This is a genomic window from Thalassospira sp. A3_1, from assembly GCF_017744215.1.
Lineage (GTDB): Bacteria > Pseudomonadota > Alphaproteobacteria > Rhodospirillales > Thalassospiraceae > Thalassospira > Thalassospira lucentensis_A.
Genome location: NZ_JAGHQQ010000003.1, coordinates 111,707 through 138,387 on the forward strand (window position 1 = coordinate 111,707; position 26,681 = coordinate 138,387).

Genomic DNA, 26,681 nt, shown 5'->3' on the forward strand with positions numbered 1-26,681 from the left:
CCAGATCCGGTCAGTCGTGATGACCGGGCAACAACACACAATTTCGGGCGGCAATGTGCATGAACACATCGGCACCTTCGTGATGGGGGCGGGCATCAATCGGGTTGATCACCTGCCAGTCACGACCATTGGCCGTGACGAAATAGCGGGCCTGCTGCCCCAGATAGTCGACCGTTTTGATCCTGCCGGGGATGGCGATCACACCGTCCGTGGCACCGTTCTGATCCGACAGGCCGATTTTTTCAGCGCGGATAACGGCGCGAACGTCTTTTGAACCATTCGCTTTGGCAGTCTGTTCGGATGTCGTCAGCAATGTTTCCCCGCTTTGCAGGGCGACATTGGTGAAGGCCGCATCCGGTGCGCCAAGGGCGGCAGGAATGATATTGGAATGCCCAAGGAAGTCGGCAACAAAGGCCGATGCGGGATTGTTATAGACGTCTTCTGGCGCGCCTTCCTGTTCGACGACACCGTTATTCATCACCACCAGCTTGTCGGACATGGCAAGGGCTTCGGACTGATCGTGGGTCACGAAAACGGTGGCGATGCCCAGTTCGCGCTGGATGCGTTTCAGTTCGACCCGCATTTCTTCGCGCAGGTTGGCGTCAAGGGCGGATAGGGGTTCGTCCAGCAACAGCACATCGGGTTCGATCACGATGGCGCGCGCAAGTGCAATACGCTGCTGCTGTCCGCCGGAAAGCTGATTGGGATACCTGTCGGCGACATGAGGCAGTTGCACGAGATCAAGGGCACGATTGACCTTGTCGCGGATGTCGTATTTGGACACTTTGCGGTATTTCAGGCCAAAGGCGATATTGTCGTAAATCGATTTATGCGGGAACAGGGCGTAGTTCTGAAACACCAGTCCCAGATTGCGTTTGTGGATCGGCAGGGCATTAACCCGTTTGCCACGGATCAGCAAATCACCCTCGGTAATGTCGGTCAGTCCGGCAATCATGCGAAGTGTCGTGGTCTTGCCGCAACCCGACGGACCCAGAAAGGTCACGAAACTGTTGTCAGGCACGGTCAGATCCATGCGCTGCACGGCGGTAAATTCGCCGTAACGCTTGACGACATTTTGCAGTTCGACCGCATTTTCGATGTCAGCCATCACAAATAACCCTGTCAGAAAAAGGCGGTGGTGCCCCGGTCGCCAGTTTGAAACCAGCGACCGGGGATCCGGTTTATGCGATCAGTCCGGCCTAGTAGCCGCGCTGAACCCGCGAGAAGGTTTTCGACCAGTCGGCTTCGTTTTCGTTCCAGTAGGCCGGATCAAAGAAGCTGAGTTCCTTGAGCGTGCCGGATGGATCAAACGCGGGCAGGGTCGGGATGACTTTACCGAGTTCGACTTTCTGCGGATCAAGAGCAGGCGGATAGCTTTGGCCTTCGGCAACCGCAATCGCGACTTCGGGTTCGAGCATGAAGTTCAGAAGTTCTTCACAGGCGGCCATCGGGCTTCCGCGCAGAACGAACAGGCATTCCTGCCAGCCAAGACCGCCTTTCGGGTCGTGATAGCCGATATCGTGGCCCTGATCCTGCAATGCCTTGATGCGGCCGGACCAGCCTTCGGTGACATAGATTTCTTCTTCGGCCAGAAGGCTCATCAGTTCGGCCCCTGAGCTCCAGTATTTCAGGGCGAGATCACGATGGGCACGGATCATATCCCAGACGGCGTCGATATCCTTGATCGCATTCGGGTCCTGATCGGATTGCAGGGCACCGTACCAGACGCGGGTTTTCCATTCGCCCCAGCCGCCGATCTTGCCTTTGTAAGCTTCATCGACCATCAGCTTGGCACCTTTGGCCTTGGCTTCATCGTCGCTGATATATTTGCGGTTATAGGCAATGCCGGTGGTGCCGTAATCATACGGGACTGCCGAAATGGTGCCGCCGGTGATTTTGCGCAGCGGTTCGATCAGGCCGGGAATGACGTTTTTGAGGTTCGGAATATTGGCTTCGTTCAGTTCGGACGTCAGTTCCAGACCATGATAGCGGGCATAGTCAAACACACCCGACAGGTGGGCAAGGTTGAACTCGCCCGGTTGGCCTGCCTTGACGCGGGCGATATATTCATCCGCCCCGCCAAAGGTGCCTGATACGACCTTGATACCGGTTTTCTCGGTATAGGGGGCGAATGCATATTTTTCGAATGCCTCGGATACCACGCCACCCCAGCCGTCAAAGCGGACCTGTTCTGGTGTTGCGGCAAGGGCGTTGCGGGCCAGCATGCCCATCGGGCCACCGGTAATCCCGGCGGTGACACCCGCAGCCCCCAGAACGGTCAGGAAAGTGCGACGGTTGATGTCGCCGTCTTTAAGGCGGGTGAGCAGGCGTTCATAGCGTTTCGTCTCGTCCATTTAGGCCTCCTGATAAAGGTTTTTATCCGTTTTCTTGTCGGTCTTGTGGTCTTCTTTTTGGGTCTTGTTGTTGGTTTTGGCGGTTTCCCGCGGTATCTGGTTGTGCGTTATGCGGTTGTTTTCTGTGCCCGTATTTTTTGCGCCGATGCAACACGCGCGATTGCGGTCGCAATCAGCGGCAAGGCAATGGTGAAAATCACCATCACTGCCCCCAGTGCATTGATTTCCGGGCTGATGGAATTGCGCAGCATGGCAAAAATCTGGGTCGGAACGGTTTCAACCCCGCCCGGTTTCCAGAACAGGGTGCCGGTGATGTCGTCAAACGAGATGGTGAAGGAAAATAGCATCCCGGCCATGACAGCCGGCATCATCAGCGGCAGGGTGATTTCAAAAAAAGTCTGGATCGGAGTTGCGCCAAGGCTCATGGCGGCTTCTTCGACGTCGCGCCGGATTGATACAAGGCGCGCCTGAACCACCAGAACCACGAAGGGCAGGGTAAATACGACATGTCCCATCAAAAGCAGGCCAAAGCTTTTGGGCATGGAGAGGAATTGCAGAAACAGCAAAAGAGCCACAGCCAGGACGACTTCGGGTATCAGGATTGGGGCAACCAGAAGCGTCGAGATTGAGCGCTTCCCCGGAAAATCGTACCTGACCATGGCAAGGGCTGCGAGCGTGCCCAGTGTCGTTGAAATGGCACTGGTCAGCGCGCCGAGTATCAGGGACGTTTTGAATGCCCGTACAATCGCATCATTGTTCCACAATGCTTCGAACCAGCGCATGGAAAAGCCTTCGATCGGGAAGGCGCCGAACTGGTTGGCATTGAAGGCCAGCAGAATGACAACCGCGACCGGCGCAAAAAGAAACAGATAAACAAGGATGGTTGCGATACGGATCAGGGACCAGCCGGACATCATTACATTCCCCCTATTTGAAGCTTTTGGCGATCTGATCGACGCCAAGATAACGGGTGTAAATGACAACCAGCGCACCCAGAAGCGCCAGCAGGACAAGCGAAAGGGCGGACCCCAGCGGCCAGTTAAGCTGGGTCACGATGGCCTCGAACACGAGATTGGCAAACATTGCGTCGCGCGGCCCGCCCAGAACGATCGGGGTGATATAGGTGCCTGCGGCCAGCACGAAACATAACAGGGATCCGGCAGCAAGACCGGGGAAGGACAGCGGCAGGGTGACTTCGCGGAAGGCCTGCCAGCCGGTGCAGCCAAGGCTTTGAGCGGCCTCGGTAAGGTTTTTGTCGATACCATCCAGACTGACATAGACATTCAGGATCATGAAGGGCAGCAGATAATGCACAAGGCCCAGAACAACCGTGGTCTGGTTATAAAGCATCTGTATCGGTTCATCGATGATGCCAAGCGACAGCATCAATGTATTGAGCGCGCCCGACGTGCCAAGGATGTTGATCCACGACATGGTGCGGATGATGTAGCTGATCCAGAAGGGCAGCATCAGCATCAAAAGCAGGAAAGTCTTTGATTTCATCGGGGTGTTGGCAACGAAATAGGCCGGGATATAGCCAATCAGTGCGCAGATCACCGTGGTGTAAAAGGCAATGGCAAAGGTCTGAAACAGAATGTCGCGGTAAAACCGGTCGCCAAGCACTTCGACCCAGTTATCGAGATAAAACCCAACCTGATCGGCACCGGTTGCGGTGCGCAGCCAGAATGAATAAACCACGATGAACATCATCGGGATGATCAATAACAGCGATATCGTCGCCAGTGACGGCGATAGCAGGACCCAGGGCGTTCTGCGTGCCCCGGCTACATCTGCGGCCATTTTTGCCTCCCGTTATTGTGCTCTGGCAATTGCCTGCCATGCGCGGTTATCTGGCCGTGAATGAATATGTCTGACCATTTCACCCCAGACTTGCACATAGCACAAATAGATAAGTAGAATGGATCGCATAGCCAATTGCTATGGGTGGAGAAATGAGCGACCTTTTAAAGCGGCAATTCGACTGGAACCTGTTGCATACCTTTACGGTGATTGTCGAAGAAAGGTCGATCACCGGGGCGGCCAACCGGCTGCTTTTGCGCCAGCCCAGTGTCAGCAATGCGCTTAAACGGCTTGAAGATCAGATCGGTGCGCGCCTGATTGATCGTGATCGTGGACGGTTTGAGGTCACAGAACAGGGATTGGCGCTTTATCATGAATGCCGCGAGATTTGCGGGGCGATTGGCCGACTTTCCGATGTGATGTCGGACAGTGGCAATCAGCTAAGCGGGCATTTGCATTTGTGGCTGGCAAGCCATGTGGTGTTTCCGCCGCTTGACGATGCGCTGTTTGAGTTCAACCGCGAACATCCTGAAGTGACCTATGAAATCAATGTTGCGACTTCGGCGCATGTCACAAGCCAGGTTTTATCCCAACAGGCAAGTTTCGGCATCTGTCTTGTGAATGAACAGCATCCCAGACTGGAATATCGCAAACTGTATCGCGAACATTTCGGGTTCTTTTGCGGACCGACACATCATTTATTTGGCCGGGAAAACCTGACGCTTGCCGATCTGCGTAGCGAAGCATTCGTGTCGTTTTCCACCGATCAGCTTTCCGATGCGCTGGCCCCGGTTGCGGTGTTGCGTGCGCGCGAAGGCATGAAAGGCAAGGTGATCGCCACCAGCCCGCATCTGGAAGAAGTGCGCCGCCTGATCAATGCCGGGCTCGGCATTGGTCCGTTACCGATCCACGTCGTGCAAAACGCGATGGAACGCGGACAGTTATGGCGCCTGCCACCCTATGATGCGCCACCCGCAATTGATATCTATCTGGTGACCAATCCGCGCATGTCGCTTGGCCGGGCGGAGCGGTTCTTCATTGATAACCTGACCGGGCGGCTGGGCAGTGCGCCGGATGGTTATTTTGTTTATCCGTAAGGATTTCAACAATATGACCAAACGGGATTTATGTCAGGCTTTATGCTGAAAAATGCCTCTTGATACTTTCAGGCTCATTTCCTGAAATACTACGAATTTTGCCAAATGATCTTTATTTCCCTATTTTATCTGGTATTTTAAAAAATATCAGTCCCAAAGCCTGTTGTGACCAGATTGCCACCCTTTCAGAGATCAAGCCAAAGATGAAACACAAGTCCTTATTCCTGCCTTCTGATAACGAAACCGTTGGTGACATTGCCTTTCGCAATATCCGGTCAGATATCATCCGAGGGCGGTTGAAGCCGGGGCAGAAGTTGCGTCTTGATCAACTAAAATCGCATTATGGTGTTGCTGTTTCGACCTTGCGCGAAATCCTCAGCCGGCTGGCGGCAGAGAACTTTGTTGTTGCAGAAGGGCAGCGGGGGTTTGAAGTCACCGGTATTTCCGAAGCTGGTCTTCGCGATATCGCAGCCTTGCGTCTGCTGCTGGAAACGCATGCCTTGCGGCAATCAATCGCAACGGGGGATCTGCAGTGGGAGGCACGAGTTGTTTCATCCCACTACATGCTCAAAGTGGTGGAAACCAAGCTGATTGAGGGTGACATGAACCAGGTTGAGCAATGGGTGCAGCAGGATTGGGAATTTCATCATGCGACCATTTCTGCCTGTGCGTCGCCCGCGATGATGGCGGCACATTCAACCGCTTTCGACCGTTTCCTGCGTTATCACATGCTGGTTCTTGATTTTCGTGGGAAACCGGCGGCCGAAGAACATGCCCGCCTGCGCGATCTGGTGATCGCGCGCGATGCCGAGGGTGCGGTTGCCTTGCTTACCAGCCATGTGGAAAGCGGGCTGAACCACGTGCTCGGCACCGGCAAAATCCCGGCCTAGCCCGCGACAGTCTGCGTTTCGCTGATCATTTCTTTCAAGACTTGTACCGCAGTTGGATAACCGCGTGCGCCCAAACCGGCGATGACCGACGTAACAACACCGGATATCAGTGAATGGTGATACATCGGTTCACGCCGGTGAATGTTGGAAATGTGCAGTTCAATGGCCGGGGCGGAAAACATTTTCAACGCGTCCATGATTGCCATTGAAGTAAAGGTATATGCGGCCGGATTGATGATCAGCCCTGCCGCATTATCCGTGGCTTCGTGAACCCATTCGATCAACTGCGTTTCTGAATTGCTTTGCCGGAATTCCACCGCGGTATCGCCAGCCGCAGAACGGCACATTGCCTCGATATCTGCCAGTGTGGTGCGGCCATAAATTTCGGGTTCGCGCCTGCCCAGACGGTTCAGGTTTGGTCCGTTAAGAATATAGATGGGTTTTGACATGGGGGATCTCTTAACCTTTGTAGCCAAAAAGTCTGGGCAGCCAGAGTGCGATATCGGGCACCAGTGTGAATAACAGCAACGCAAAAAGCATTGCGATAAGGAAGGGCAGTATTTCGCGTACGATTTCGCGCAATGGGCGTTCGGAAATGGCGGTCATGACGAATAACAGCAGGCCATAGGGCGGTGTGATCAGGCCCAGCATGATATTGATGACGCACACGACGCCGAAATGAACCAGATCAATACCCAGCGCATTCGCGGTGGGAATGAATACAGGCACAATCACCAGAAGGATTGTCGTGCCTTCCAGCAGGCATCCCAGTACCAGCAGGATCAGGTTGACCATCAACAGGAAGGTCAATGGCGACAGATCGAACCCGCCCAGCCAGACATTAAGCGCAGAGGGGATGTTTTCGACAGTCACGACATAGTTGAATACCAGTGCCCCTGCGATCAGCATACCGATCGAGGTGGTGGTGCGTGCGCTTGACAGCAGTGAAGAATAAAGATCACTCAGGCTGAGGCTGCGATACAGGAAAGCCGAAATCAGCAGGGCATAAAGGGCGGCGATTGCGGCCGCCTCGGTCGGGGTGGTCACGCCACCATAAATACCCCCCAGAAGGACAACCGGCATCATCAGTGCCGGAAATGCATTCAGGGTAACCTTTGGCAGTTCACGTAAAGGCACAGGGGTTTCGACCGGAAAGTTCCGGCGATATGCGGATGAAAAAATATATCCGGCCTGAAACAGGCCCATAATAAGGCCCGGCACCACACCCGCCAGAAACAGATAACCGATTGATGCATCAGAAACGAGCGAATAGACAACCATCGGGATTGAAGGCGGGATGATCGGGCCAATCACGGACGAAGCAGCGGTAAGTGCCGCGGCAAATGCTGGTGGGTATTTGCCATCCTTGGTCATCATGCGTTGCATCAGCTTGCCCGTGCCGGCGGCATCGGCAAGTGCGGAGCCCGACATACCTGCAAAAATGATGCTTTGGACGACATTCACCAGCGCAAGACCGCCGGGAAAGCGACCGACAACAGCGTTGCAGAAACTCAGCAGCCTTAACGTCATGGAGCCGGAATTCATCAACTCGGCGGCAAGGATGAACAGCGGAACGGCGAGAAGGATGTAGCTTGAAAACATTCCGTTCAGGAGCTGCTCGGATGCGGTGCCCATATCCAGACCGGAAAGCAGCAAATACAGAATGGATGATGCAATCATTGCATGTCCAATCGGCAAGCCCAGCAGGCTGAGAAATATGATTGAGATGATGCAAATAGTGAAGGGATCAGCAAGGCTCATGGGCGGGTATCCGTTTCGGAATGTTCTATGGTTTCATGAGCTTCTTCGGGAAGGGTTTCATGTTGTCCGCCTTTGCCCCGAATTGCAGCAATTAGTATCCACAGGTAACGCACGATCACGGCCACCGCGAAGATCACATAAATCGAAAAAAGCCAGTCAAACCGGATGTCGAGATACGATGACTTCTGAATTTTCATGAAAGTCACGAAATCCCAGGTTGCGGGCAGGGATATGCCATAAAGAAACAGGAGTGCGAGGGCCGTAACAATGATCATCCCGCGGCGAACTTTCGGACCTACTGTGCTGTAAAGAATGTCAAAACGGATTTCATCGCGTTCGCGCACAACAAAGGCCGCCCCCCACAGAACGATCCAGAGCCACATGATAATGGTTAGTTCGGATGCGCCGCCGATGGGAAAGTTCAGCAGATAGCGGAATGCCACCTGCACGATGAAGGCACCGAACATCACCGCCAGCATCAGTGCTGCGATATTTTCGGCCCGACGGTGCAGCCATAGGCCGACCTGTCTGATCCTGTCCGTCATGTATCGTAATTTCCGGTCCGGGGCGTGCGGGAATTAGATCCCGCACGCTTTGGTTTCGTTCAAATCACAGGCTGGCGATATTAAAGCGCGTTGATGCGCTCAAGCATTCCTTCCGGCCAGTCTTTCGAAAGTTCGGATTCAAGATACATCTTTTGGGCATGGGCACGGAATGCATCAACGTCAGGGGTATAAATCTCAAGCCCCTGTTCCTTGAAGAAATCAGACAGTTCCTTTTCCTTCTTCAGGTGTTGTTCCTGGCTCCAGTTGATTGCCTCATCGGCGGCTTTCTGGAAGGCTTCCTGTTCCTCGGCACTCATGCCGTCCCAAATCTTGGCCGAGACGACCAGAAGATCGTACCCGACAAGATGGGACGTCATCGCGATCTGGCTCATGACTTCATAAAATTTCATGTTCTGAACGTTCGGCAGGGGGTTGTCCTGACCGTCGATCGCCCCGGTTTGCAAGCCGGTATAAACTTCTGCATAAGCCATCGGTGTCGGGTTGGCGCCAAGGGCCGTTCCCAAGAACTGCCATGCATCACCACCTGGCATGCGAAGTTTGACGCCTGCCATATCTTCGGGGGTGTTGATTTTCTTGTCGATGCGCAGACCGACCTGACGGGTGCCGAAATAGGTCGGGCCCAGAATGTGGATGCCAAGCTGTTCTTCGGCCATCGTTTTCATCTCGGTCCCGGCGTCACTTGCGAAAAATTTCCGCAGGTGATCGGCGTCACGGAACAGATAGGCGGAACTGAGGATCGAGAAGGCGGGAATCTGGGTGGCAATATCCTGCGGTGCGACGTTGCCCATTTCAAGGTTTCCGCGCTGGATAGCAAGGATTTCGGTGGTCTGTTTAAACAGGTTGCCACCGTAATAAAGTTCGAACTCGTACTTGTCGCCCAGCGCCCCGGCGAGTTGCTTCATCATGTCGGCACGGATGTCTTGTTCCGAAAAGACAGCGGAGAAACGCAGTTTGGTCGCCTCGGCAGCCAACGCCACATTTCCCAATCCGATCATAGCAACAGTACCGAGTGCAGCAAGCCCCGTAGCAATAGCTTTTCTGCGGGTGATGGTCCGTGTCATGTGTAGTCTCCCTAGATACGTGAATTGTAAGTTACTATTATTTTTGTATGGTGATTTTAATTATATACGTTAAAAATTGACTTTCTGCAAGTTTGATAGGCCCGCCGATCAGGGATGTGATTGACATGCCATGCGACCGAGATTGGCAAAGGCTATGCTTGTGGCGCAGGATTGCTTTAGAATCTCTGGGGAAATAGGATCTGCGCTTGCGCTATATCCTTGTTTGCGCAAGCATGCGGCCAAACATGGATTTCAAGCAAACGGGATAGAAGATGAAGCTGGTTTATTTTTCCTGGGTCAAAGACCGTATCGGCATGGCCGAGGAAGATATTGAACTGCCGGAAAATGTGAAAACCGTTGCCGACCTTCTGGCGTGGATGCCGGGCAGGGGGGCGAATTACGCAGATGCGCTGGCCGATCCGGCGATTATCCGGGTGGCAGTTGATCAGGAATATGCGCAAGGCGATCGCGATGTACGCGGTGCGACTGAAATCGCGCTGTTTCCGCCGGTAACCGGCGGATAAAACGATAAGTTCAATAGTATTATTAAAAAAGGCGCCCGGTTTGTGGGGCGCCTTTTTGATGATCAGTCTGCGACGGTCGCTGTCTGCGTCAGGCTTTCAAAGAATTCCTTGCGACCCAGTGTGCCGGAAATGCGTCCCTCGCGGGTTAGCAGAACCGGGTTTTGGGTGATGCTTCGCATTTCGATCAGATCCTTGAGAAGCACGGTGTCATCGGCAACGAAGATGACCGAATTGTCGGTCGCATCAAGATCAGTCGGCAATTCACCGGTATAGTTGATCAGTCGCAGCTCGCCCCGTTTGCCATTGTGGGCGGCCTTGATGATCCCGTCCTGAAGCGTGATGCGGATATCTTCGTCCTCTACAGGAAGTTCGCCGGAATCGTTACGCTGGTCCCTGTCAACACGATGCATGATAGCGCGACCGCGCAGGATATTGACCGGGTTCATATGGGCAACAAAATCGGCGACATATCCGTTGGCCGGACGCAGGGCGATGTCTTCGGGCGTGCCATGCTGCACGACATAGCCGCCTTCCATGATGGCAATCGAATTGCCCAGTTTCATGGCCTCGTCCAGATCATGACTGACAAACAGGATGGTTTTATTAAGCTTTTCCTGAAGATCAAGAAGCTCGTCCTGCAGGCGGTTACGGATCAGCGGATCAAGGGCCGAAAACGGTTCGTCCATCAGAAGGATCGGTGCATCGGTGGCAAAGGCGCGCGCAAGGCCGACACGCTGCTGCATGCCGCCTGAAAGTTCGTGGGCATATTTACCCGCCCACTGATCCAGCCCGACAAGGGCCAGCTTTTCACGCACGATTTCACGGCGCTCCTTCGGTCCCATGCCGTCAAGCTCAAGGCCAAAGCCGACATTGTCTTCGACGGTGCGCCACGGGAACAGACCGAATTGCTGGAACACCATCGCAACGCATTTGCGCCTGAGGTCGCGTAGCGTATTGGCATCACAGCTGGTGACATCGACCATCCAGTCACCATCGTGCACCCGAAGCGATCCGCGTGAAACGCGGTTAAGCCCGTTGACACAGCGCAGCAACGAGGATTTACCCGAACCCGAAAGCCCCATCAGGACGCAGATTTCACCCTGCGGGACATCAAAGCTGACATTGGCAACACCAAGGATATTGCCGGTTTCCTTGGCTATTTCGTCACGGTTTTTACCGGCGTCAAGGAGGGCGAGCGATTCAGCCTGCTTGTCCCCGAAAATGACGTCGATATTATCAAATTCAACAGCATTGCTCATGATTACTGCCCCGTATTTTCAGATTTGTCGCGGCGGCAGATGCGGTCCAGCACAATGGCAAGGATCACAATTGCAAGGCCTGCCTCGAACCCTTGGGCGATGTTGACCGTGTTAAGGGCACGAACAACCGGCTTTCCAAGGCCATCGGCCCCGACAAGGGCGGCAATCACCACCATTGAAAGTGAGAGCATGATGCATTGGGTCAGGCCTGCCATGATCGATGGCATGGCAGATGGCAGTTCGACCTTGAACAGCAATTGCCGTGGCGTGCAGCCAAAGCTTTTGCCCGCTTCGATCAGTGCCTTGGGCGTGCTGGCGATACCAAGATGCGTCAACCGCACTGGGGCGGCGATGGCAAAGATCACGGTCGAAATCAGACCGGGAACCACGCCAAGACCAAACAGGATCAGGGTCGGGATCAGATAGACAAAGGTCGGGATCGTTTGCATCAGGTCAAGAACCGGACGCAAGGCCTGATAAAGCCAGGGACGATGCGCGGATGCCACGCCAAGCGGAACCCCGATCACCATGCAGAACAGCGTCGCATAGATCACGAGTGCGAGCGTTTCCATGGTGGCTTCCCAATAGCCAAGATTGACGATCAGAAGCAGGGAAAGGACGGTAAAGGCCGTCAGTTTCCATGATCTGTGTAACCATGCAGCCAGTACACCAAACAGCGCGATAATCAGAAACGGTGGTAACCAGACCAGCAATTCGACTGTGTTTTCGATAATGAATTCAAGAACGTCCGAGATGGTGTAAAACACGAAGTCGGCATGCTCGTTAAGCGCATCCATCAGGGATGCAATCCACCGTCCCAGCGGAATTTTAGTTTCCGTGAGCCATTCCATTGGATTTTTCCATTATTTGAACAAAGAAAATGTGCCGATACGCTGCCCTTGATGGGGGCAACGTACCGGCATTATGAATTCGAAGCTGGACCCTAGAGACCGAGTTCATCTTTGAGCGCTGCCTTGGCATCGCCACCGTCAAAGGTGGTGACGCCATCAAGCCAGGCCATCGCGGCATCCGGATTGGCTTTGAGCCATGCGGTTGCCGCTTTTTCCGGATCGGTGCCCTCGTTCAGGATGGCATCCATGATCTGGTTTTCCATATCGAGGCTGAATTTCAGGTTGGTGACGAATTTACCGGCATTCGGGCATTCGTCAGTGTAACCGGCGCGCACGTTGGTATGAACCGTGGCCCCGCCGAAATTCGGGCCAAATACGTCATCGCCACCATCAAGATAGGCCATGTCATATTTGGCATTCATCGGGTGTGGTTCCCAGCCAAGGAAAACAATGAATTTGTCACGTGCCGATTTGCGTTTGACTTCGGCCAGCATGCCCTGTTCGGAAGACTCAACAAGTTCAAAGCCTTTGAGGCCGAACTGATCATTGTCGATCATGTCCTGGATCAGGCGGTTGCCATCATTGCCCGGTTCGATACCGTAGATTTCGCCATCAAGATCGTCCTTGAATTTGGCGATGTCGGCGAAATCCTTGAGGCCTGCGTCATAGGCATTTTTCGAAACGGCGAGGGTATATTTCGCACCTTCTAGGTTGGCACCGGTACTGACGACGGTCTTCTTTTCCAGATAGGGCGCAATGTCTGCTGCCATGGTCGGCATCCAGTTGCCAAGGAAGACATCAACATCCCCGTTGGCAAGGCTGGTGTAAGTGACAGGAACGGAAAGAAGTTCGGTTTCAGCGTCATAGCCAATGGCTTCAAGGATAACCGATGCGGTTGCCGTGGTCGCGGTGATGTCGGTCCAGCCAACATCCGAGAAAGTTACGGTCTTGCAGGCATCGCTATCAGCCGCCTGTGCACCGGCCGCCCCCAGAAGGGTGGTGGCAATGACAGTGGTGCCAAGAAGACGGCCGATGGTGGAACGTGTGGTCATGTTTATGGTTCTCCCTTGTGTGGACCTAGCGGTTACTGATGGTGGCAATAACGCCGCCATCAGACTTTCGGTTCCGGAGGCCAGACGCATGTGAAGCGATGCGCATTTGACACCGCGAACATTCGTCCAAAACCATGTGATCGGGTCCCCTGAACCCGGTCACATAGACCGGAATAATCATAAAAACAGCCGTAAAGCCGCGCAACCAAGGCACTTTCCCTGAGAGCGTCGCGCCGCAAAAGACGGCGTTTTTTATTGATTGATTGTTCAATTAAAATACAGCATATTCCCCCAAGGTCAATTGCGAAGGGCGAAAAAGTCGCATTTGCGTCACCAGACAGGCCTAAGTCCTTCGGATCGCTTAGAATTGGATTAGTAATGCCCAAGGTTGGAATGCAGCCTGTACGCCGCAGGCAACTGATCGATGCCACGATCGAGACCATTCACCGCTTTGGTTTTGCCGATGCCACGATCAGTCGGATTGCCGGGGCGGCGGGGATGTCGTCGGGGATTATTTCGCACTATTTCGGCGGTAAGAATGCGCTTCTGGAAGCAACGATGCGGTTTTTGATGCAGGAATTGCGCAGCGATTTCCTGGACCGTGTCGCCAAGGCAAAAACACCCCACGAACGCCTTGAAGCGATTGTTGATACCAACTTCAACGAAGAACAATTCACGCCGCAGGTGATTGGTGCGTGGTTGTCTTTCTGGTCGCAGGTGCCGTTTTCCGATCCGCTGCGCCGATTGAATGCGGTCTATTTCAAGCGACTGGCATCTAACTTACGCCATGAGTTGCGCCGCCTGACAACCGATCAGCGGGCCGAAGAAATTGCTGCGGTGACTGCTGCCATGATCGATGGCATCTGGGTGCGATCCGGTTTGACGCCGGGACGAGCCAATGTCGCCGTGGCGCGCAAGATGGTGCTGGATACCATGCACCTGCATCTGGCGAGTTCGCCCGCGCGCTAGTCAAGAAACATACACCTACAAAAGGGCTGCCCGATTCCGGTGTGGCCTGCAGGAGTTTCGACATGAGCCTTTATCAGATCCAGAACTTTATCAATGGGAAGAAAGTTGCCGGTTCAGGGGCGGAAATGGTCACGCTGAACCCCGCAACCAACGCGGTACTCGCCAAAGGTAAGGAAAGCACCGCGGCCGATGTCGATGCCGCAGTGAAGGCCGCGCGTGCCGGGTTTGAAATATGGAAAAACACGCCTGCGGCCGAACGGGCGCGGGTTCTGTTCAAGGCGGCCCAAATCCTGCGTGATCGTAATGATGAACTGGCACTGGTCGAAACCCGTGATACGGGCCGTGCCATTCAGGAAACCGAAATCGTGGATGTGATTTCCGGTGTCGAGTGTCTTGAATATTTTGCCGGTGTGGCCGGAAGCCTATCGGGCGAGCATATCGATCTTGGCGGCAATTTTGCCTATACGCGGCGTGAGGCGGTTGGTGTTTGCGGAGCAATTGGCGCGTGGAATTATCCGATCCAGATTGCCTGCTGGAAAGCCGCACCGGCATTGGCGTGCGGGAATGCGGTTGTTTACAAACCGTCCGAAGTCACGCCGCTTTCAGCGATTGCGGTGGCTGAGGCGTTGCAGGAGGCGGGGCTTCCCGATGGGGTTTACAACGTCGTCCAAGGCGCGCGTACCTGTGGTGCTGCGCTGGTTGAACATCCGGGCGTCGATAAGGTTTCCCTGACCGGTTCGGCTGAAACCGGTGCCAAGGTTGCCGCGGTTGCCGCGGGCGGCATGAAGGCCGTCACCATGGAGCTTGGTGGCAAATCGCCGATGATCGTGTTCGAGGATGCCGATCTGGATAACGCAGTATCGGGCGCGCAGATGGCGAATTTCTATTCATCCGGGCAGATTTGTTCGAACGGCACGCGCGTTTTCGTCCATGAAAGCGTTGCCGATGCCTTCATCGAAAAGCTGATTGCACGGAGCAAGCACCTTGTTCTTGGTGATCCGGAAAAACCGGAAACCCAGGTTGGTCCGATTGTGACCAAGGCGCAGTTTGAAAAGATCATGTCCTATATCGAGGCAGGCAAGGGCGAGGGCGCGAAATGCGTTCTTGGCGGTTATGCGGTGACCGAAAACATGCCCGAAGGTGGGCTGTTTGTTGCTCCGACCATTTTTACCAACTGTACCGATGACATGGCCATCGTGCGTGAGGAAATCTTTGGGCCGGTGATGTCGGTCCTGACCTTCAGGGATGAAGACGAAGTCATCAAACGTGCCAATGATACCCAGTATGGGTTGGCCGCTGGCGTGTTTACCCGCGATCTTTCGCGCGGGCACCGGGTTGTTGCCCGGCTTGATGCGGGAACCTGCTGGATCAATACCTATAATATCACGCCGATTGAAATGCCGTTTGGCGGGGTCAAGAAATCCGGGGTGGGCCGCGAAAATGGCCGGGCCGCGATTGAGCATTATACCCGGATCAAATCCGTCTATGTCGAAACCGGTGACGTCGAGGCGCCTTATTGATCACGGTTCCGAACTGTGAATGGCTGCCTGCAACCTGTTGAAGATAAGGAAAAAGCATGAATACGCCGACCACCAAGGAAAAGTACGATTACGTTATTGTCGGTTCCGGTTCCGCCGGTGCCGTTCTGGCCAGCCGTCTGACCGAGGACCCGGAAGTCAAGGTTCTGGTGGTAGAGGCAGGACCGGTAGATCATTGGTGGGATTGGCGTATTCATATGCCAACGGCATTGTCTTATCCGATGCAGTCGGAAACCTATAACTGGGCATACTGGACGACGCCGCAGGCGAACCTGAACAACCGCCGGATGGAAACGCCGCGCGGGCGTGTTTTCGGCGGTTCCAGTTCGATCAACGGCATGGCCTATGTCCGTGGTCACGCGCTTGATTACAATCGCTGGGCGGAACAGGATGCGGCGTTAAAAGAATGGGATTATGCGCGGTGCCTGCCGTATTTCCGCAAGGCCGATACGCGCAACGAAGACACCAATGGTGACGAATATCATGGCGGGGACGGCCCGCTGCATGTGACCACGGGGGCTTGCAAAAACCCGCTGCACAAGGCGTGGATCAAGGCCGGGCAGGAAGCGGGTTATGAGTTTACCCCCGATCAGAATGGCTATCGCCAGGAAGGTCTGGGGACGATGGATATGACGGTTTACAAGGGGCGTCGCTGGTCAACCGCGCGGGCCTATTTGCATCCGGCAATGAAACGTCCGAACCTGACTGTTTATGACAAGGCATTGGCGCAGCGCGTTGTTTTTGATGGCAAACGTGCCGTCGGACTTGATTTCACTCATCGTGGCGAACTCAAACGCGCGACGGTCGAGCGCGAGGTGATTATTTCGGCAGGATCGATCAATTCGCCAAAGCTTTTGATGTTGTCTGGAGTTGGTCCGGCAGCACATCTGCGCGAACACGGGATTGATGTGGTTGCCGATATCCCCGGTGTTGGTGAAAACCTTCAGGACCATCTGGAACTTTATGTCCAGATGGAATGCACCCAGCCGATCAGTCTGAACAGCAAGCTTGATCCTTGGAACAAATTCAAGATCGGGTTGGAATGGTATCTTTTCAAAACCGGGCTTGGTGCGACCAACCATTTCGAGGCCGGTGGGTTTATCCGGTCAAAAGCGGGTGTTCAGCATCCTGACCTTCAATATCATTTCATGCCGGCTGCGATTAACTATAACGGGTCGAAAGCCGCGGAAAAGGATGGTTTCCAAGCGCATGTCGGTCCGATGCGGTCCAAGTCACGCGGGACAGTCCGGTTGGCATCAAGCGATCCGGCAAAGCGCCCGATTGTTGATCCCAACTATATGAGCCATCCGGAAGATTGGGAAGAAATGCGCGCATCCGTGCGTCTGACCCGTGAGATTTTCGCACAGGATGCCTTCAAGGACCTGCGCGGTATTGAAATTTCGCCGGGCAGGGACATCCAGACCGATGATGAAATCAATGCATGGGTCGCCGATCACGCCGAAAGTGCCTATCACCCGTCCTGTTCGTGCAAGATGGGCAGTGACGACATGGCTGTGGTGGATGAAAAAACGCGCGTGCATGGTATCGAAGGCCTGCGGGTCGTAGACAGTTCGATCATGCCGACAATCGCATCGGGCAATTTGAATGCCCCGACCATCATGATCGGGGAAAAGGCCGCAGATATCATTCGCGGACGCGATCCGTTGCCTCCATCAAATGCGCCATATTTCGTCCATCCTGAATGGGAAACCAAACAGCGTTGATTTCGATTATCCCCGGTCTTTGATCTTTCAGGACCGGGGATTTTTGTTTCGGCATTGCTTTCGTCCATCTGGCGGGTGATCATCGGGAAAATCATATGCAATTTTCCCGGATTGCCCCACCATGCAAGAAATCAGCCTGCTTAATTCCGTGATCGGCCCCGTCATGCGCGGTCCGTCCAGTTCCCATTGCGCAGCGCCTTATATGATGGCGAAGGTCGCACGCGAGTTGTCATGCAGCAATGGCGAGGTCTTGAAACAGGTCATTGTCCGGTTTGATCCACGCGGGTCATTCGCGCCGGTATATCAGGCCCAAAGCTCGGACGAGAATTTTGCTGCCGGTTTTGCGGGCGCGGCACTGACGGATGCAGATTATCGCGACATTTTGCCGCGTGTGATGCGCGGCGAGGGATTTCTGTTTAGCGTTGAAATCATTGAACTTGAAAACAACAACCATCCCAACCGTGTTGATCTTGAATTAACCGTAACCGACCGGAATGGCACGGAACGCATCGATCTTTATGCCGGTGCATCGGTTGGCGGCGGGATGTATTACATCGATGGGATGAATGGTGAACCGGTCTTTCTGACCGGCAAAACCGCAAGCGTGTTTGTCTGGGGCTCAGATATCGGCGCGCGGTCGGATGATATTGCCGCCGGGCTTGTTGAGAATGGCAACAGGTTGCTCGGCATATCGGTCGACCCGGATCATGACCGCTGCGAAATTGCGTTGCAGGCCTTGCCCGATACAAAGCTGATAGCCTCTTTGCGTGATCAAGACGGTATCAAAGACGTTCGTTTCGCTGCGGCCTCGCAATATCCGGTGTGTGCGACTGACGATCTGTTTTCGACCAGCGATGCGGTGATTTCCGTGGCCGAACAGCAGGGCGGATCGCTTGCCGAGGCGGGACTTGTTCTGGAATCCAGGCGTCTTGGACTGTCACGTGATGCAACGCGCGAACTTTTCCGCGAACGGTGTGAACTGATGTTGCGCGTGGTGGCCGAAGGGTTCGATGCCAAGCCCGAAGACAATGTGATGCGGTTTTTAACCCTTCGCGCACGCAAGGTTCGCGATGCCAATCTGCCCGCCGGGCTTGGCGGGGCGGTTTTGCAGGATGCGATTGCAGGCGCGCTTTCGGCGATGGAACGGGATTCCAATCGTGGACTGGTTTGTGCCGCACCAACCGCGGGCAGTGCAGGTGTGGTTCCGGGGACGCTGTATGGGTTGATCCGACATGGCATTGATCTGGAAGGGGCGACCGATGCGTTGCAGGTGATGGCGCTGGTGGGGGCCGTGTTTGCGGCGCGCGGAACCTTTGCCGCAGAATGCGGCGGCTGTTCGGTGGAAACGGGCGCATCGGCGGCGATGGCAGCGGCTGGCGTCGCGCAGGCATTTGGCGGAACACCTGTGCAATGTTTTGACGCGGCAAGCATGTGTTTGATGAATACGCTGGGCCTTGTGTGTGACCCGGTGGGCGGGGATGTTGAAATTCCGTGCCATGCGCGTAATGTCGCCGGGGTGTCGCACGCCTTTTCATCGGCAATGGCGGTTCTGGCCGGGTTTGATGCCGTGTTGGGATATGACGAACTGGTTGATCAGACGGTTAAAATCGGGGCGATGATGCATCCGGATTTACGTTGCACGGCACGTGGTGGATGTGCAGCCACCAAAACCGCCCTTAGGATGGTTGAGGCGGTAACGCAGGCGCGCTGAATGACCCATATAAACCGGTTTTTGCGCAATCCTTTGTTCTGCATGTTGCCTGTTTTTGCATAATCGGTGAAAAGCATGCGCAAAGGCCGATTTTAGCCAGTTTTCCCTTGATGGTCCGGCCAATTCCGGCACCATTAGGGGATAATAAATCACAAGACAAAAATTCCGAGGCGCCGTGTGTTTACCCCGAACTTCCTGACCGCAAATGACAAATCTGGCGCATATCCGCCATCCTACTACGCGGCGACGGCGAACAAGATCGCACCCTTTGCCGAATTGGACGGGGATAAGGCTTGTGATGTCGTTGTTGTGGGCGGCGGGTTTACCGGTTTGTCATCGGCACTTCATCTGGCAGAACGCGGATACAGTGTTGTGTTACTTGAAGCGCACCGGGTTGGTTGGGGCGCATCAGGACGCAATGGCGGGCAGGTCGGTTCGGGGCAGCGCCGCGAGCAGGACGACCTTGAAAAAATGGTCGGCCGCGAAGACGCCAGAAAGCTTTGGGACATTGCCGAACAATCCAAGGACATTGTCAAAAGCCTGATCACCAAGCATGACATCAAATGTGACTGGAAACCGGGCATTCTGCATGCTGATCATCGCGAACGATTTGTTGCAGGCACGCACGAATATGCCGAAAAGCTCCGAACCGAATACGGTTATGAAGCCATTCGTGCCGTTGACCGGGATGAAATCCGCAACATGCTGGGGTCGGAATTTTATCATGGCGGGTCGCTTGATATGGAGGCAGGGCACCTTCATCCGCTGAACTTCGCGCTTGGACTTGCGGATGCGGCACGTGCTGCCGGGGCAAATATCTACGAGAACGCGACTGTCACCAGCTATGACAATGGTGAAAAGGTCGTTGTCACAACAGCGGGCGGGCACCGTGTGACAGCCGACATGATGGTGCTGGGCTGCAACGGGTATCTTGACGGGCTCGAAGACCGGGTTGCCAGACGGGTGATGCCGATCAACAACTTCGTTATCGCGACCGAGCCATTGGGCGATGATCTGGCGCGGGAATTGATCCGCGATGATGTTGCCGTTGCGGATTCAAAATTCGTGATCAATTATTATCGTCTGTCGGCCGATAAACGCATGCTGTTTGGCGGCGGGGAGACATATAGCTATCACTTCCCCAAGGATATCAAATCCTTTGTCGCGCCCCATATGCTGGAAGTTTATCCGCAGCTTAAAGACGTTAAAATCGATTATGGCTGGGGCGGGACGCTTGCGATTACGATGAACCGTATGCCGTTCTTCCGCAAGGTCGAGGACCGGGTATTCACCGCGACCGGGTATTCAGGGCACGGGGTTGCGATGGCGACACTGGCCGGGCAGATCATGGCCGATGCGGTATCGGGCACGATGGAACGGTTTGATGTGATGTCGAATATCAGCATTCCAAGCTTCCCGGGCGGGAAGGCATTGCGCTATCCATTCCTGGTGCTTGCCATGACCTGGTATTCAATCCGCGACAGGCTGTAAAGTTTTCAGGATGCTTCGGCTGATGCTTGTGCGCTGCCGCTCGTCACGCCACTGGCGGCAAGGCGGGCCTTGGTCTTCTGCCAGATGGCTGGATTGACAGTCAAAATACCTGCGTCGGTAAATGATACGTCATATCCGCGATTAATGGCTGCCTGCATCGTTGCTTTGACGCAGTAATTGCCATCCAGACCGACGATTTGAAGTCTGCCGACTTTCTGGCGTTCCAGAACGCGTTCGAGTTCCGGTGCGGTAAAGGCATCGGCACGCGCCTTGGTGATATCGTGGTCGATATCACCGTTCAGGCGGGAATCAAGATCAAGGCCAGCTGATTTCGGGCTGCCGCGCCCCTTGTTCAACAGCTTTACCAGAAGATTGATGTACCAGCCCTTGAATATCTGACGAACCGAGATCACCGGCTGGCCGGTTTCGTTGGCAATTTGAACAAGTTCGTTGATCGCGGAAATCGTTTTTTCGACCAGGGCCGGGTCATAGGCATTTTTGCCCGTGGCCAGCGTAAAATCTTCTTGCAGATCAATGATGACAAGGGCGCTGTTGGGGCGTTGCGAAAAGTCTATTTTCTTGCCCTTTGTCGGGCTCAGGTGACGCTTGTGGCCATAAATCGTATAGGTGGTCAGGGCTAGAATGATGACTGCTCCGATGCCAATCCAAAGCCACATATCGTCTTTCTCCGCTCTCGTCCGTCGTACTTTGCAATCGGTCTGGCACATAGCAATCTTGCAGGGCTGCCAATATAAGCCCTTTGATTTGCCAGTTCAGTGCGCGTGAAGATTGCCCCCGTCTAATAATAACACGCAACAATATTTTGTTCGGAGCAGGACAATGTTGTCAACATGTCGGTCTTAAGAAAGCTGACAAAAAGTTTTGCAATGTGCTGATTGCTATGAATTCTGGCCTATTTCGGGGACCATGCCGAAACCGGATCGTAACGTTCGCCTTTACCCAGAATGATGCCGTTATGCGCGGCTATCCCGATTTCGAAACTTGATGCAATCCGAAGGGCGCGTTCCATGAAATGGCGCGCGGCGGCTGTTTCACAGTATTCTGAAAGTGTTTCGGCAAACAATTCCAGCCAGCGATCAAAATGGTTCCGGTCGATCCTGAGCGTCAGGTGCTTTTGCATTGGGCGGCCGTCATAGGCACCACTGGCAAGTGCCACAGATGCCCAGAACATGCACATCCGTTCCAGATGGTGATCCCAATCCGTAATTTTCTCCGCAAATACCGGACCCAGCATCGCGTCATCGCGCACCTTTGCGTAAAAGCCATGCACGATATTTTTGATCATGTTGTGATCGATGCCGGTTTCCTCGCGGATTTTACGGGTCGCGATTTCGCGGCGTTCTTTGATTTCGGCAAGGGTCGGTTGATCTGACATGGTCGTCTCGTGCTCGATAAGGATTGATCCGGGCAATAGCGCAAAGGCCGGGGCCGCGACATGACATAGGTCAGTTTGCCCGATTACGCAAACTCGTCACGCAAACCATAATATCGATAGGCGAGGCTGCGGCCAATCCGGCGGAACCGCGCCAGCGGGAAACGATCGGGCGGTGTACCCATGATCGCGCCGATGTCATCCGGGCCCTTGATACCAAGCATTTGCTGACCCAGCATTTTCCCGGCCAGACTTCCAAGTGCGACGCCATTGCCATGCCATGCAAGCCCCGTCCAGACATCCCGATGCCCCGGAACCCGTCCCACATAGGGGCGGAACGACTGCGACAGACAGGCAAGCCCGTTCCAGTGATGGGTGATTTCAACATCCTGCCATGCCGGGAACATCCGGTGGAAATGCGACAATAGGTGCCGTTTTGCGGCATCAAAGGCCGTCGGGGTTGCCGTGATGCCGCCACGACCACCAAACATGAAGCGATTGTCGGGAAGTTTGCGGAAATAGTGCAGCAGAATGCGGCTATCAAATGCCATCAGGTCGCTGGTCCAGCCTTGGGCGGCCAGTTCATTATCGGACATCGGACGAGTGACAAGGATACCGGAAAACACCGGCATCAATCGCCCGCCGATCCAGTCGGGCAGGTTTTCGGCACTGTAGCCGTTGGTGGCGACGACGACCTTGTTCGCCGAAATTCGCACATTTTTGCAGGTCAGGATGTAACCGTCTCCTGTGTCTTGAAGGTCTTCAATGGTCGCCTGTTCGAATATCCGAACACCTTTGGTCGCGCACATGCGGTGCAACCCGGCAAGATATTTTAATGGATGTAGTCCAAAGCCCTGTTTGACATGCAATCCGGCATGGGTTTCCCGTGCATGAAGGCCGCGTTCACGAAGCTGATCCTTCGTCAGGAATTCGGTTTCGATACCGGTAAAATGGGCATTTTCGGCGGCCTCTTCGCGCAATTCTTTCACGCGGTTGGCCTTGTGTGCGAGTATGACTTCGCCGTCCGAATGACGATCCGCATCAACATCCCACTCTTCAAGCCGTGATGCGACAAGGTCGACTGCAGTACGTTGAAGCTTGGCAAAATGGCGGGTTTGTTCATCACCAAACTGTTTGGCAAGCTGGGCATAGCTTTTGCCGCTTCCGCCCATGCAGCAAAACCCGCCATTGCGCCCCGATGCGCCCCAACCAGAACGCCCGGCATCAAACACGGCAACATCAACACCATTTTCGGCCAGTTCCAACGCAGCCGACAGCCCGGTATAGCCGCCACCGATGATCGCGACATCGGCCGTGATCGTGCCATCCTCGGGGAGGTGATCGCAGTCGGGCAGGGGGCCGGCACTGGCAGCCCAGAAGCTTTGGGGCATGCTATTGGTTTGATAGGCCGCAGGTTGATAAAGGCGTTTAAGCATGGCGGACTCATTTAGAGGTGGCGCGTCTAAGCGGTGTTCTGGGGGGAAATGATAAACACCCGGCGGATGATATATCGCGCCGGGTGTTTGTGTAATGTCTTGAGTTAAATCAGAACTTACATTTTTCCGATTTTTTTGGCTGTCGCATCAAAGGCCGCACGGGCTCGTTTGACCAGTTCATCAACTTCGCCGTGCGTGATGCAAAGCGGAGGCGATGCCACCATGCGATCACCGCAGGCCCGCATGATAACGCCATTTTCCACACAGGCATCACGGCAGATGGTGCCGACCGTGCCCGGTTTATCGAACGGTTTGCGCGTTGCCTTGTTTTCTACCAGCGGAATACCGGCAATCAGGCCGACGGTTTCAACCGCACCGACCAGCGGATGATCGGCTAGGGTTTTGAGCTTTTCGGCAAAATACGGACCGATATCATCGCGAACGCGTTCAACCAGTTTTTCATCACGAATGATGCGGATGTTTTCCAATGCCACGGCTGCTGCTGCCGGGTGTCCGGAATAGGTAAATCCGTGGGTGAACTCGCCGCACTCATTGATCAGGACATCAGCAACTCGTTCGCCCACCATGACAGCCGAAATCGGAAGGTAACCTGACGACATGCCCTTTGCCATCGGCATCAGGTCCGGCTTGATATCGAACGTGTCCGACCCAAACCAGTTACCAGTGCGGCCAAAGCCGCAAATGACCTCGTCAGCAATCAAGAGGATATCGTATTTTTTGCAGATGCGTTGAATTTCCGGCCAGTAGGTTGACGGCGGAATGATCACGCCACCGGCCCCCTGGATGGGTTCACCAATGAAGGCACCGACGCGATCAGCACCGAGTTGTTCGATTTTTTCTTCAAGCTTGCTCGCCGCAATCAACCCGAATTCTTCGGGGGTATGATCGCCGCCTTCACCGTACCAGTATGGCTGATCGATATGGGCGACATCGGGCAAAAGCGGCCCGCCCTGAGAATGCATGCCCGCCATGCCGCCAAGCGACGCCCCGGCAATGGTCGAGCCGTGATAGGCGTTTTTGCGGCTGATGATAAAGGTGCGTTCCGGCTGACCTTTAAGCTTCCAGTACTGGCGGACCATGCGAACGACCGTGTCGTTCGCTTCCGAGCCGGAATTGGCATAAAAGACATGGTTTAACCCGTCCGGCGTGATTTCGGCGAGAACCTTTGAAAGCTCGATCGCAGGCGTGTTCGCGCACTGGAAGAAGTTGTTGTAGTAGGGCAGTTCAAGCATCTGATTATAGGCGGCGTCGGCAAGTTCCTTGCGGCCATAGCCGACATTGACGCACCAAAGGCCTGCCATGCCATCCAGATATTGTTTGCCGTGCGAATCTTCGATGAAAACGCCTTTGGCGCGTGTAATCACGCGTGTGCCGCGGCTGTTTAGATCCGCTGTATCGGTAAACGGATGAATATGGTGCTGCTGATCGATATCCTGCCAATAGGCGGTTTTGTCGAAATTATTCATAACGTCTCCTGACAGCGATACTTGCCTGTTTTGTGCGATATGTTGAACATCTCGGATAAGTGTTCGTTTTTTTGAACACCTTTGCAAGGGGAAATTTTATGAAACAAATTTGTCGTCCTGGAGCCAAATTTGATATGGGCTGGTTGTTTCAAACCATTCTTAATATCCATGGCAACCGCGTCAGGGATTTATTTTGCACTGCATTATTTGCACGATATATCGAACGAGGGGCTTGACCGCAATCATTGGGCGGGGCACGATGAAAAAGTGAAATAAATAGGCTTTTCTGGGAGTATTAGACGATGAACAAGTCGTTCGTCGAAGACAGTAGGGCGGAAGCTCAACGATTCTTTGAAGCAAATCCGGATATCGAACTTGTCGAATTACTTATTCCTGACGTGAATGGGGTGTTCCGGGGCAAGCGAATCAGCAAGCAGAAGTTTCTCAAAAGCTTCCATGAAGGCATCAATATGCCGGGTTCCGTGTGCTTGGTGGATATCACCGGCGACAACCCCGAAGGTACCGGCCTGCTTTGGTCCAGTGGTGATCAGGACAATATTGCCAAGCCAATCCCGGGAACCCTGCATGCGGTTCCGTATGGTGAACTGCCGTTGGCCCAGGTCATGATGAGCCTGTATAATCTGGACGGTACAAAATTCTTTGCCGATCCGCGCAACGTTCTGCAGGCGGTTGTTGACCGTCTGGCAGCGGATGGTTTCTATCCAACCGTGGCGCTGGAACTTGAATTCTATCTTGCCGATCAGAATGAACAAACCGCTGCGCCGTTGCCGCCTGCACCGCTTGGCGGCGGGATCGCATCGGACGGTGTTCAGGTCTATGGCCTTCAGCAGATCGAGGATTTCGAAAAAGTCCTTCATGACGCGGTTGCCGAGCTGAACCGGCAGGGCATTCCGGCCGATACAATTGTTGCCGAAGCAGGCCCCGGCCAGTTCGAGATCAATCTGGGGCATGTGAATGACCCGATGCAGGCGGCTGATCACGCCATGCAGCTTAAGCGCGTTGTCAAAGGCATTGCCTGGGATCACGGCGTGACCGCAACATTCATGGCCAAGCCGTATTCCGATCAGGCGGGCAACGGATTGCACGTCCATGTGTCGTTGCGTGACAAGGAAGGCAAGAACGTCCTTTCGCCCAAGGGGGACGAGGATGTTTCCGACCTGCTGTTGCACGCGATTGGCGGTTTGCAGGCGTCAATGTTTGAAAGCATGGCGATTTTTGCGCCCAACCCGAATTCCTATCGCCGGTTCCAGAACAAGGCCTATGCGCCGATGTCTCCGAACTGGGGGCTCAATAACCGTACCGTGGCACTTCGCATTCCGGCAGGCGGCCCGGAAGCGGCCCGCATCGAACATCGTGTGTCGGGCGCGGATGCCAACCCGTATCTGGTTTTGGCCTGTGTTTTGGCAGGCATGCATTACGGCATGAAGAACAAGCTTGATCCGGGTGATCCGATTGTCGGCAACGGCTATGAGCAGCATGGCGGGCGGATCGTGCCGCGCAGCATGATTTCGGCACTCGACCGTTTTGTCGAAGGTGACATCGTCAAGGAGTATCTGGGCGAGCGGTTTGTCGAGGTTTTCGATATCTGCCGACGTTCCGAATATGACGAATTCTTTTCCGAGGTCACGCCGCTTGAATACCGTTGGTATCTTGACGCGGTATAACGCCACTTTTGCAAAATGGTCGCCGACAAGAG

24 protein-coding genes are annotated in these 26,681 nt (G+C 54.4%); 9 read left to right on the top strand and 15 right to left on the bottom strand.

All coding sequences use genetic code 11. The features are described from left to right. Positions 1 to 10: 10 nt before the first annotated feature. From J7395_RS13975 to J7395_RS13990, 4 genes are all read right to left on the bottom strand, one after another. Positions 11 to 1,108: an ABC transporter ATP-binding protein gene (locus J7395_RS13975; protein ID WP_209221914.1), complete on the bottom strand. Its 1,098-nt coding sequence runs from the start codon at positions 1,106 to 1,108 to the stop codon at positions 11 to 13. Positions 1,109 to 1,199: 91 nt separating this feature from the next. After that, on the bottom strand, positions 1,200 to 2,354 hold the full coding sequence (locus tag J7395_RS13980) for an extracellular solute-binding protein (RefSeq protein WP_062953104.1): 1,155 nt from the start codon (positions 2,352 to 2,354) through the stop codon (positions 1,200 to 1,202). 107 nt (positions 2,355 to 2,461) lie between these two features. Further along, on the bottom strand, positions 2,462 to 3,271 hold the full coding sequence (locus J7395_RS13985) for an ABC transporter permease (RefSeq protein WP_062961424.1): 810 nt from the start codon (positions 3,269 to 3,271) through the stop codon (positions 2,462 to 2,464). Between the two features lie 10 nt (positions 3,272 to 3,281). Next, on the bottom strand, positions 3,282 to 4,154 hold the full coding sequence (locus J7395_RS13990) for an ABC transporter permease (RefSeq protein ID WP_209221915.1): 873 nt from the start codon (positions 4,152 to 4,154) through the stop codon (positions 3,282 to 3,284). 152 nt (positions 4,155 to 4,306) lie between these two features. On the opposite strand from J7395_RS13990, the gene J7395_RS13995 reads away from it, so the two are divergent. Together J7395_RS13995 and J7395_RS14000 are read left to right on the top strand one after the other, a co-directional pair. Then, on the top strand, positions 4,307 to 5,251 hold the full coding sequence (locus J7395_RS13995) for a LysR family transcriptional regulator (protein WP_247742185.1): 945 nt from the start codon (positions 4,307 to 4,309) through the stop codon (positions 5,249 to 5,251). Between the two features lie 203 nt (positions 5,252 to 5,454). Next, positions 5,455 to 6,141, top strand: a complete 687-nt coding sequence (locus tag J7395_RS14000; protein WP_209221917.1) for an FCD domain-containing protein — start codon at positions 5,455 to 5,457, stop codon at positions 6,139 to 6,141. On the opposite strand, the gene aroQ is transcribed toward J7395_RS14000, so the two are convergent. The 4 genes from aroQ to J7395_RS14020 form a co-directional block, all read right to left on the bottom strand. Next, positions 6,138 to 6,590 (bottom strand): type II 3-dehydroquinate dehydratase, encoded by a 453-nt coding sequence (gene aroQ / locus J7395_RS14005; RefSeq protein WP_209221918.1) that lies wholly within the window; start codon positions 6,588 to 6,590, stop codon positions 6,138 to 6,140. The genes J7395_RS14000 and aroQ overlap by 4 nt on opposite strands. 10 nt (positions 6,591 to 6,600) lie before the next feature. Next, on the bottom strand, positions 6,601 to 7,902 hold the full coding sequence (locus J7395_RS14010) for a TRAP transporter large permease (protein ID WP_209221919.1): 1,302 nt from the start codon (positions 7,900 to 7,902) through the stop codon (positions 6,601 to 6,603). Beyond that, positions 7,899 to 8,447, bottom strand: coding sequence for a TRAP transporter small permease subunit (locus J7395_RS14015; protein ID WP_209221920.1), 549 nt, complete (start codon positions 8,445 to 8,447; stop codon positions 7,899 to 7,901). The genes J7395_RS14010 and J7395_RS14015 overlap by 4 nt, the downstream gene beginning before the upstream one ends. An 80-nt stretch (positions 8,448 to 8,527) precedes the next feature. Next, positions 8,528 to 9,529, bottom strand: a complete 1,002-nt coding sequence (locus tag J7395_RS14020; protein WP_209221921.1) for a sialic acid TRAP transporter substrate-binding protein SiaP — start codon at positions 9,527 to 9,529, stop codon at positions 8,528 to 8,530. Positions 9,530 to 9,801: 272 nt separating this feature from the next. Here J7395_RS14020 and moaD point away from each other — a divergent pair, with 272 nt between their 5' ends. Next, positions 9,802 to 10,053, top strand: a complete 252-nt coding sequence (moaD, locus tag J7395_RS14025; RefSeq protein ID WP_209221922.1) for a molybdopterin converting factor subunit 1 — start codon at positions 9,802 to 9,804, stop codon at positions 10,051 to 10,053. A 62-nt stretch (positions 10,054 to 10,115) separates the two neighbouring features. Here moaD and choV read toward each other — a convergent pair whose 3' ends face one another. The 3 genes from choV to J7395_RS14040 all read right to left on the bottom strand — a co-directional run bounded on the left by choV (position 10,116) and on the right by J7395_RS14040 (position 13,215). Further along, positions 10,116 to 11,312, bottom strand: coding sequence for a choline ABC transporter ATP-binding protein (choV, locus tag J7395_RS14030; protein WP_114110080.1), 1,197 nt, complete (start codon positions 11,310 to 11,312; stop codon positions 10,116 to 10,118). Positions 11,313 to 11,314: 2 nt separating this feature from the next. Continuing rightward, positions 11,315 to 12,163 carry a choline ABC transporter permease subunit gene (gene choW, locus J7395_RS14035; RefSeq protein WP_062953115.1) on the bottom strand — a complete coding sequence of 283 codons (849 nt, stop codon included), beginning with the start codon at positions 12,161 to 12,163 and terminating at the stop codon, positions 11,315 to 11,317. A 92-nt stretch (positions 12,164 to 12,255) separates the two neighbouring features. Continuing rightward, the gene (locus J7395_RS14040) at positions 12,256 to 13,215 is read right to left on the bottom strand and encodes a choline ABC transporter substrate-binding protein (RefSeq protein ID WP_062953116.1); all 960 of its coding nucleotides are present in this window, start codon (positions 13,213 to 13,215) and stop codon (positions 12,256 to 12,258) included. A gap of 378 nt (positions 13,216 to 13,593) precedes the next feature. Between J7395_RS14040 and betI the strand changes: the two genes are divergently transcribed. From betI to J7395_RS14065, 5 genes are all read left to right on the top strand, one after another. Further along, the gene (gene betI / locus J7395_RS14045; RefSeq protein ID WP_062953117.1) at positions 13,594 to 14,184 is read left to right on the top strand and encodes a transcriptional regulator BetI; all 591 of its coding nucleotides are present in this window, start codon (positions 13,594 to 13,596) and stop codon (positions 14,182 to 14,184) included. Positions 14,185 to 14,246: 62 nt separating this feature from the next. Further along, entirely contained in the window at positions 14,247 to 15,704 is a 1,458-nt protein-coding gene (betB, locus tag J7395_RS14050) for a betaine-aldehyde dehydrogenase (RefSeq protein WP_209221923.1), read from the top strand. 56 nt (positions 15,705 to 15,760) lie between these two features. After that, positions 15,761 to 17,446: a choline dehydrogenase gene (betA, locus tag J7395_RS14055; protein ID WP_209221924.1), complete on the top strand. Its 1,686-nt coding sequence runs from the start codon at positions 15,761 to 15,763 to the stop codon at positions 17,444 to 17,446. 121 nt (positions 17,447 to 17,567) lie between these two features. After that, positions 17,568 to 19,157 (top strand): L-serine ammonia-lyase, iron-sulfur-dependent, subunit alpha, encoded by a 1,590-nt coding sequence (locus J7395_RS14060; RefSeq protein ID WP_209221925.1) that lies wholly within the window; start codon positions 17,568 to 17,570, stop codon positions 19,155 to 19,157. Between the two features lie 177 nt (positions 19,158 to 19,334). After that, complete coding sequence (locus J7395_RS14065; protein ID WP_209221926.1) at positions 19,335 to 20,648, top strand: FAD-binding oxidoreductase; 1,314 nt, start codon at positions 19,335 to 19,337, stop codon at positions 20,646 to 20,648. A gap of 5 nt (positions 20,649 to 20,653) precedes the next feature. On the opposite strand, the gene J7395_RS14070 is transcribed toward J7395_RS14065, so the two are convergent. The 4 genes from J7395_RS14070 to J7395_RS14085 form a co-directional block, all read right to left on the bottom strand. Continuing rightward, positions 20,654 to 21,325: a cysteine hydrolase gene (locus J7395_RS14070; protein ID WP_209221927.1), complete on the bottom strand. Its 672-nt coding sequence runs from the start codon at positions 21,323 to 21,325 to the stop codon at positions 20,654 to 20,656. A 236-nt stretch (positions 21,326 to 21,561) separates the two neighbouring features. Beyond that, entirely contained in the window at positions 21,562 to 22,044 is a 483-nt protein-coding gene (locus tag J7395_RS14075; RefSeq protein ID WP_209221928.1) for a group III truncated hemoglobin, read from the bottom strand. A gap of 83 nt (positions 22,045 to 22,127) precedes the next feature. Further along, positions 22,128 to 23,477, bottom strand: coding sequence for an FAD-dependent oxidoreductase (locus J7395_RS14080; protein ID WP_209221929.1), 1,350 nt, complete (start codon positions 23,475 to 23,477; stop codon positions 22,128 to 22,130). Positions 23,478 to 23,593: 116 nt separating this feature from the next. After that, a complete protein-coding gene (locus tag J7395_RS14085) occupies positions 23,594 to 24,964 on the bottom strand; it encodes an aspartate aminotransferase family protein (protein ID WP_209221930.1) in 1,371 nt (456 codons plus the stop codon). A gap of 302 nt (positions 24,965 to 25,266) precedes the next feature. Between J7395_RS14085 and J7395_RS14090 the strand changes: the two genes are divergently transcribed. After that, the gene (locus J7395_RS14090; RefSeq protein WP_114110090.1) at positions 25,267 to 26,649 is read left to right on the top strand and encodes a glutamine synthetase family protein; all 1,383 of its coding nucleotides are present in this window, start codon (positions 25,267 to 25,269) and stop codon (positions 26,647 to 26,649) included. The last annotated feature ends 32 nt before the right edge of the window (positions 26,650 to 26,681 follow it).

Bases quoted from the DNA above. Each gene is read 5' to 3' on its own strand.
- betI (WP_062953117.1), top strand. From the start codon at position 13,594: ATGCCCAAGGTTGGAATGCAGCCTGTACGCCGCAGGCAACTGATCGAT.
- J7395_RS13980 (WP_062953104.1), bottom strand. From the start codon at position 2,354: ATGGACGAGACGAAACGCTATGAACGCCTGCTCACCCGCCTTAAAGAC.
- J7395_RS13990 (WP_209221915.1), bottom strand. From the start codon at position 4,154: ATGGCCGCAGATGTAGCCGGGGCACGCAGAACGCCCTGGGTCCTGCTA.
- choV (WP_114110080.1), bottom strand. From the start codon at position 11,312: ATGAGCAATGCTGTTGAATTTGATAATATCGACGTCATTTTCGGGGAC.
- J7395_RS14020 (WP_209221921.1), bottom strand. From the start codon at position 9,529: ATGACACGGACCATCACCCGCAGAAAAGCTATTGCTACGGGGCTTGCT.
- betA (WP_209221924.1), top strand. From the start codon at position 15,761: ATGAATACGCCGACCACCAAGGAAAAGTACGATTACGTTATTGTCGGT.
- J7395_RS14015 (WP_209221920.1), bottom strand. From the start codon at position 8,447: ATGACGGACAGGATCAGACAGGTCGGCCTATGGCTGCACCGTCGGGCC.
- J7395_RS14090 (WP_114110090.1), top strand. From the start codon at position 25,267: ATGAACAAGTCGTTCGTCGAAGACAGTAGGGCGGAAGCTCAACGATTC.
- J7395_RS14000 (WP_209221917.1), top strand. From the start codon at position 5,455: ATGAAACACAAGTCCTTATTCCTGCCTTCTGATAACGAAACCGTTGGT.
- betB (WP_209221923.1), top strand. From the start codon at position 14,247: ATGAGCCTTTATCAGATCCAGAACTTTATCAATGGGAAGAAAGTTGCC.
- moaD (WP_209221922.1), top strand. From the start codon at position 9,802: ATGAAGCTGGTTTATTTTTCCTGGGTCAAAGACCGTATCGGCATGGCC.
- choW (WP_062953115.1), bottom strand. From the start codon at position 12,163: ATGGAATGGCTCACGGAAACTAAAATTCCGCTGGGACGGTGGATTGCA.
- J7395_RS14040 (WP_062953116.1), bottom strand. From the start codon at position 13,215: ATGACCACACGTTCCACCATCGGCCGTCTTCTTGGCACCACTGTCATT.
- J7395_RS14075 (WP_209221928.1), bottom strand. From the start codon at position 22,044: ATGTCAGATCAACCGACCCTTGCCGAAATCAAAGAACGCCGCGAAATC.
- J7395_RS13985 (WP_062961424.1), bottom strand. From the start codon at position 3,271: ATGATGTCCGGCTGGTCCCTGATCCGTATCGCAACCATCCTTGTTTAT.
- J7395_RS13975 (WP_209221914.1), bottom strand. From the start codon at position 1,108: ATGGCTGACATCGAAAATGCGGTCGAACTGCAAAATGTCGTCAAGCGT.
- aroQ (WP_209221918.1), bottom strand. From the start codon at position 6,590: ATGTCAAAACCCATCTATATTCTTAACGGACCAAACCTGAACCGTCTG.
- J7395_RS14085 (WP_209221930.1), bottom strand. From the start codon at position 24,964: ATGAATAATTTCGACAAAACCGCCTATTGGCAGGATATCGATCAGCAG.
- J7395_RS14070 (WP_209221927.1), bottom strand. From the start codon at position 21,325: ATGTGGCTTTGGATTGGCATCGGAGCAGTCATCATTCTAGCCCTGACC.
- J7395_RS14010 (WP_209221919.1), bottom strand. From the start codon at position 7,902: ATGAGCCTTGCTGATCCCTTCACTATTTGCATCATCTCAATCATATTT.
- J7395_RS14060 (WP_209221925.1), top strand. From the start codon at position 17,568: ATGCAAGAAATCAGCCTGCTTAATTCCGTGATCGGCCCCGTCATGCGC.
- J7395_RS13995 (WP_247742185.1), top strand. From the start codon at position 4,307: ATGAGCGACCTTTTAAAGCGGCAATTCGACTGGAACCTGTTGCATACC.
- J7395_RS14080 (WP_209221929.1), bottom strand. From the start codon at position 23,477: ATGCTTAAACGCCTTTATCAACCTGCGGCCTATCAAACCAATAGCATG.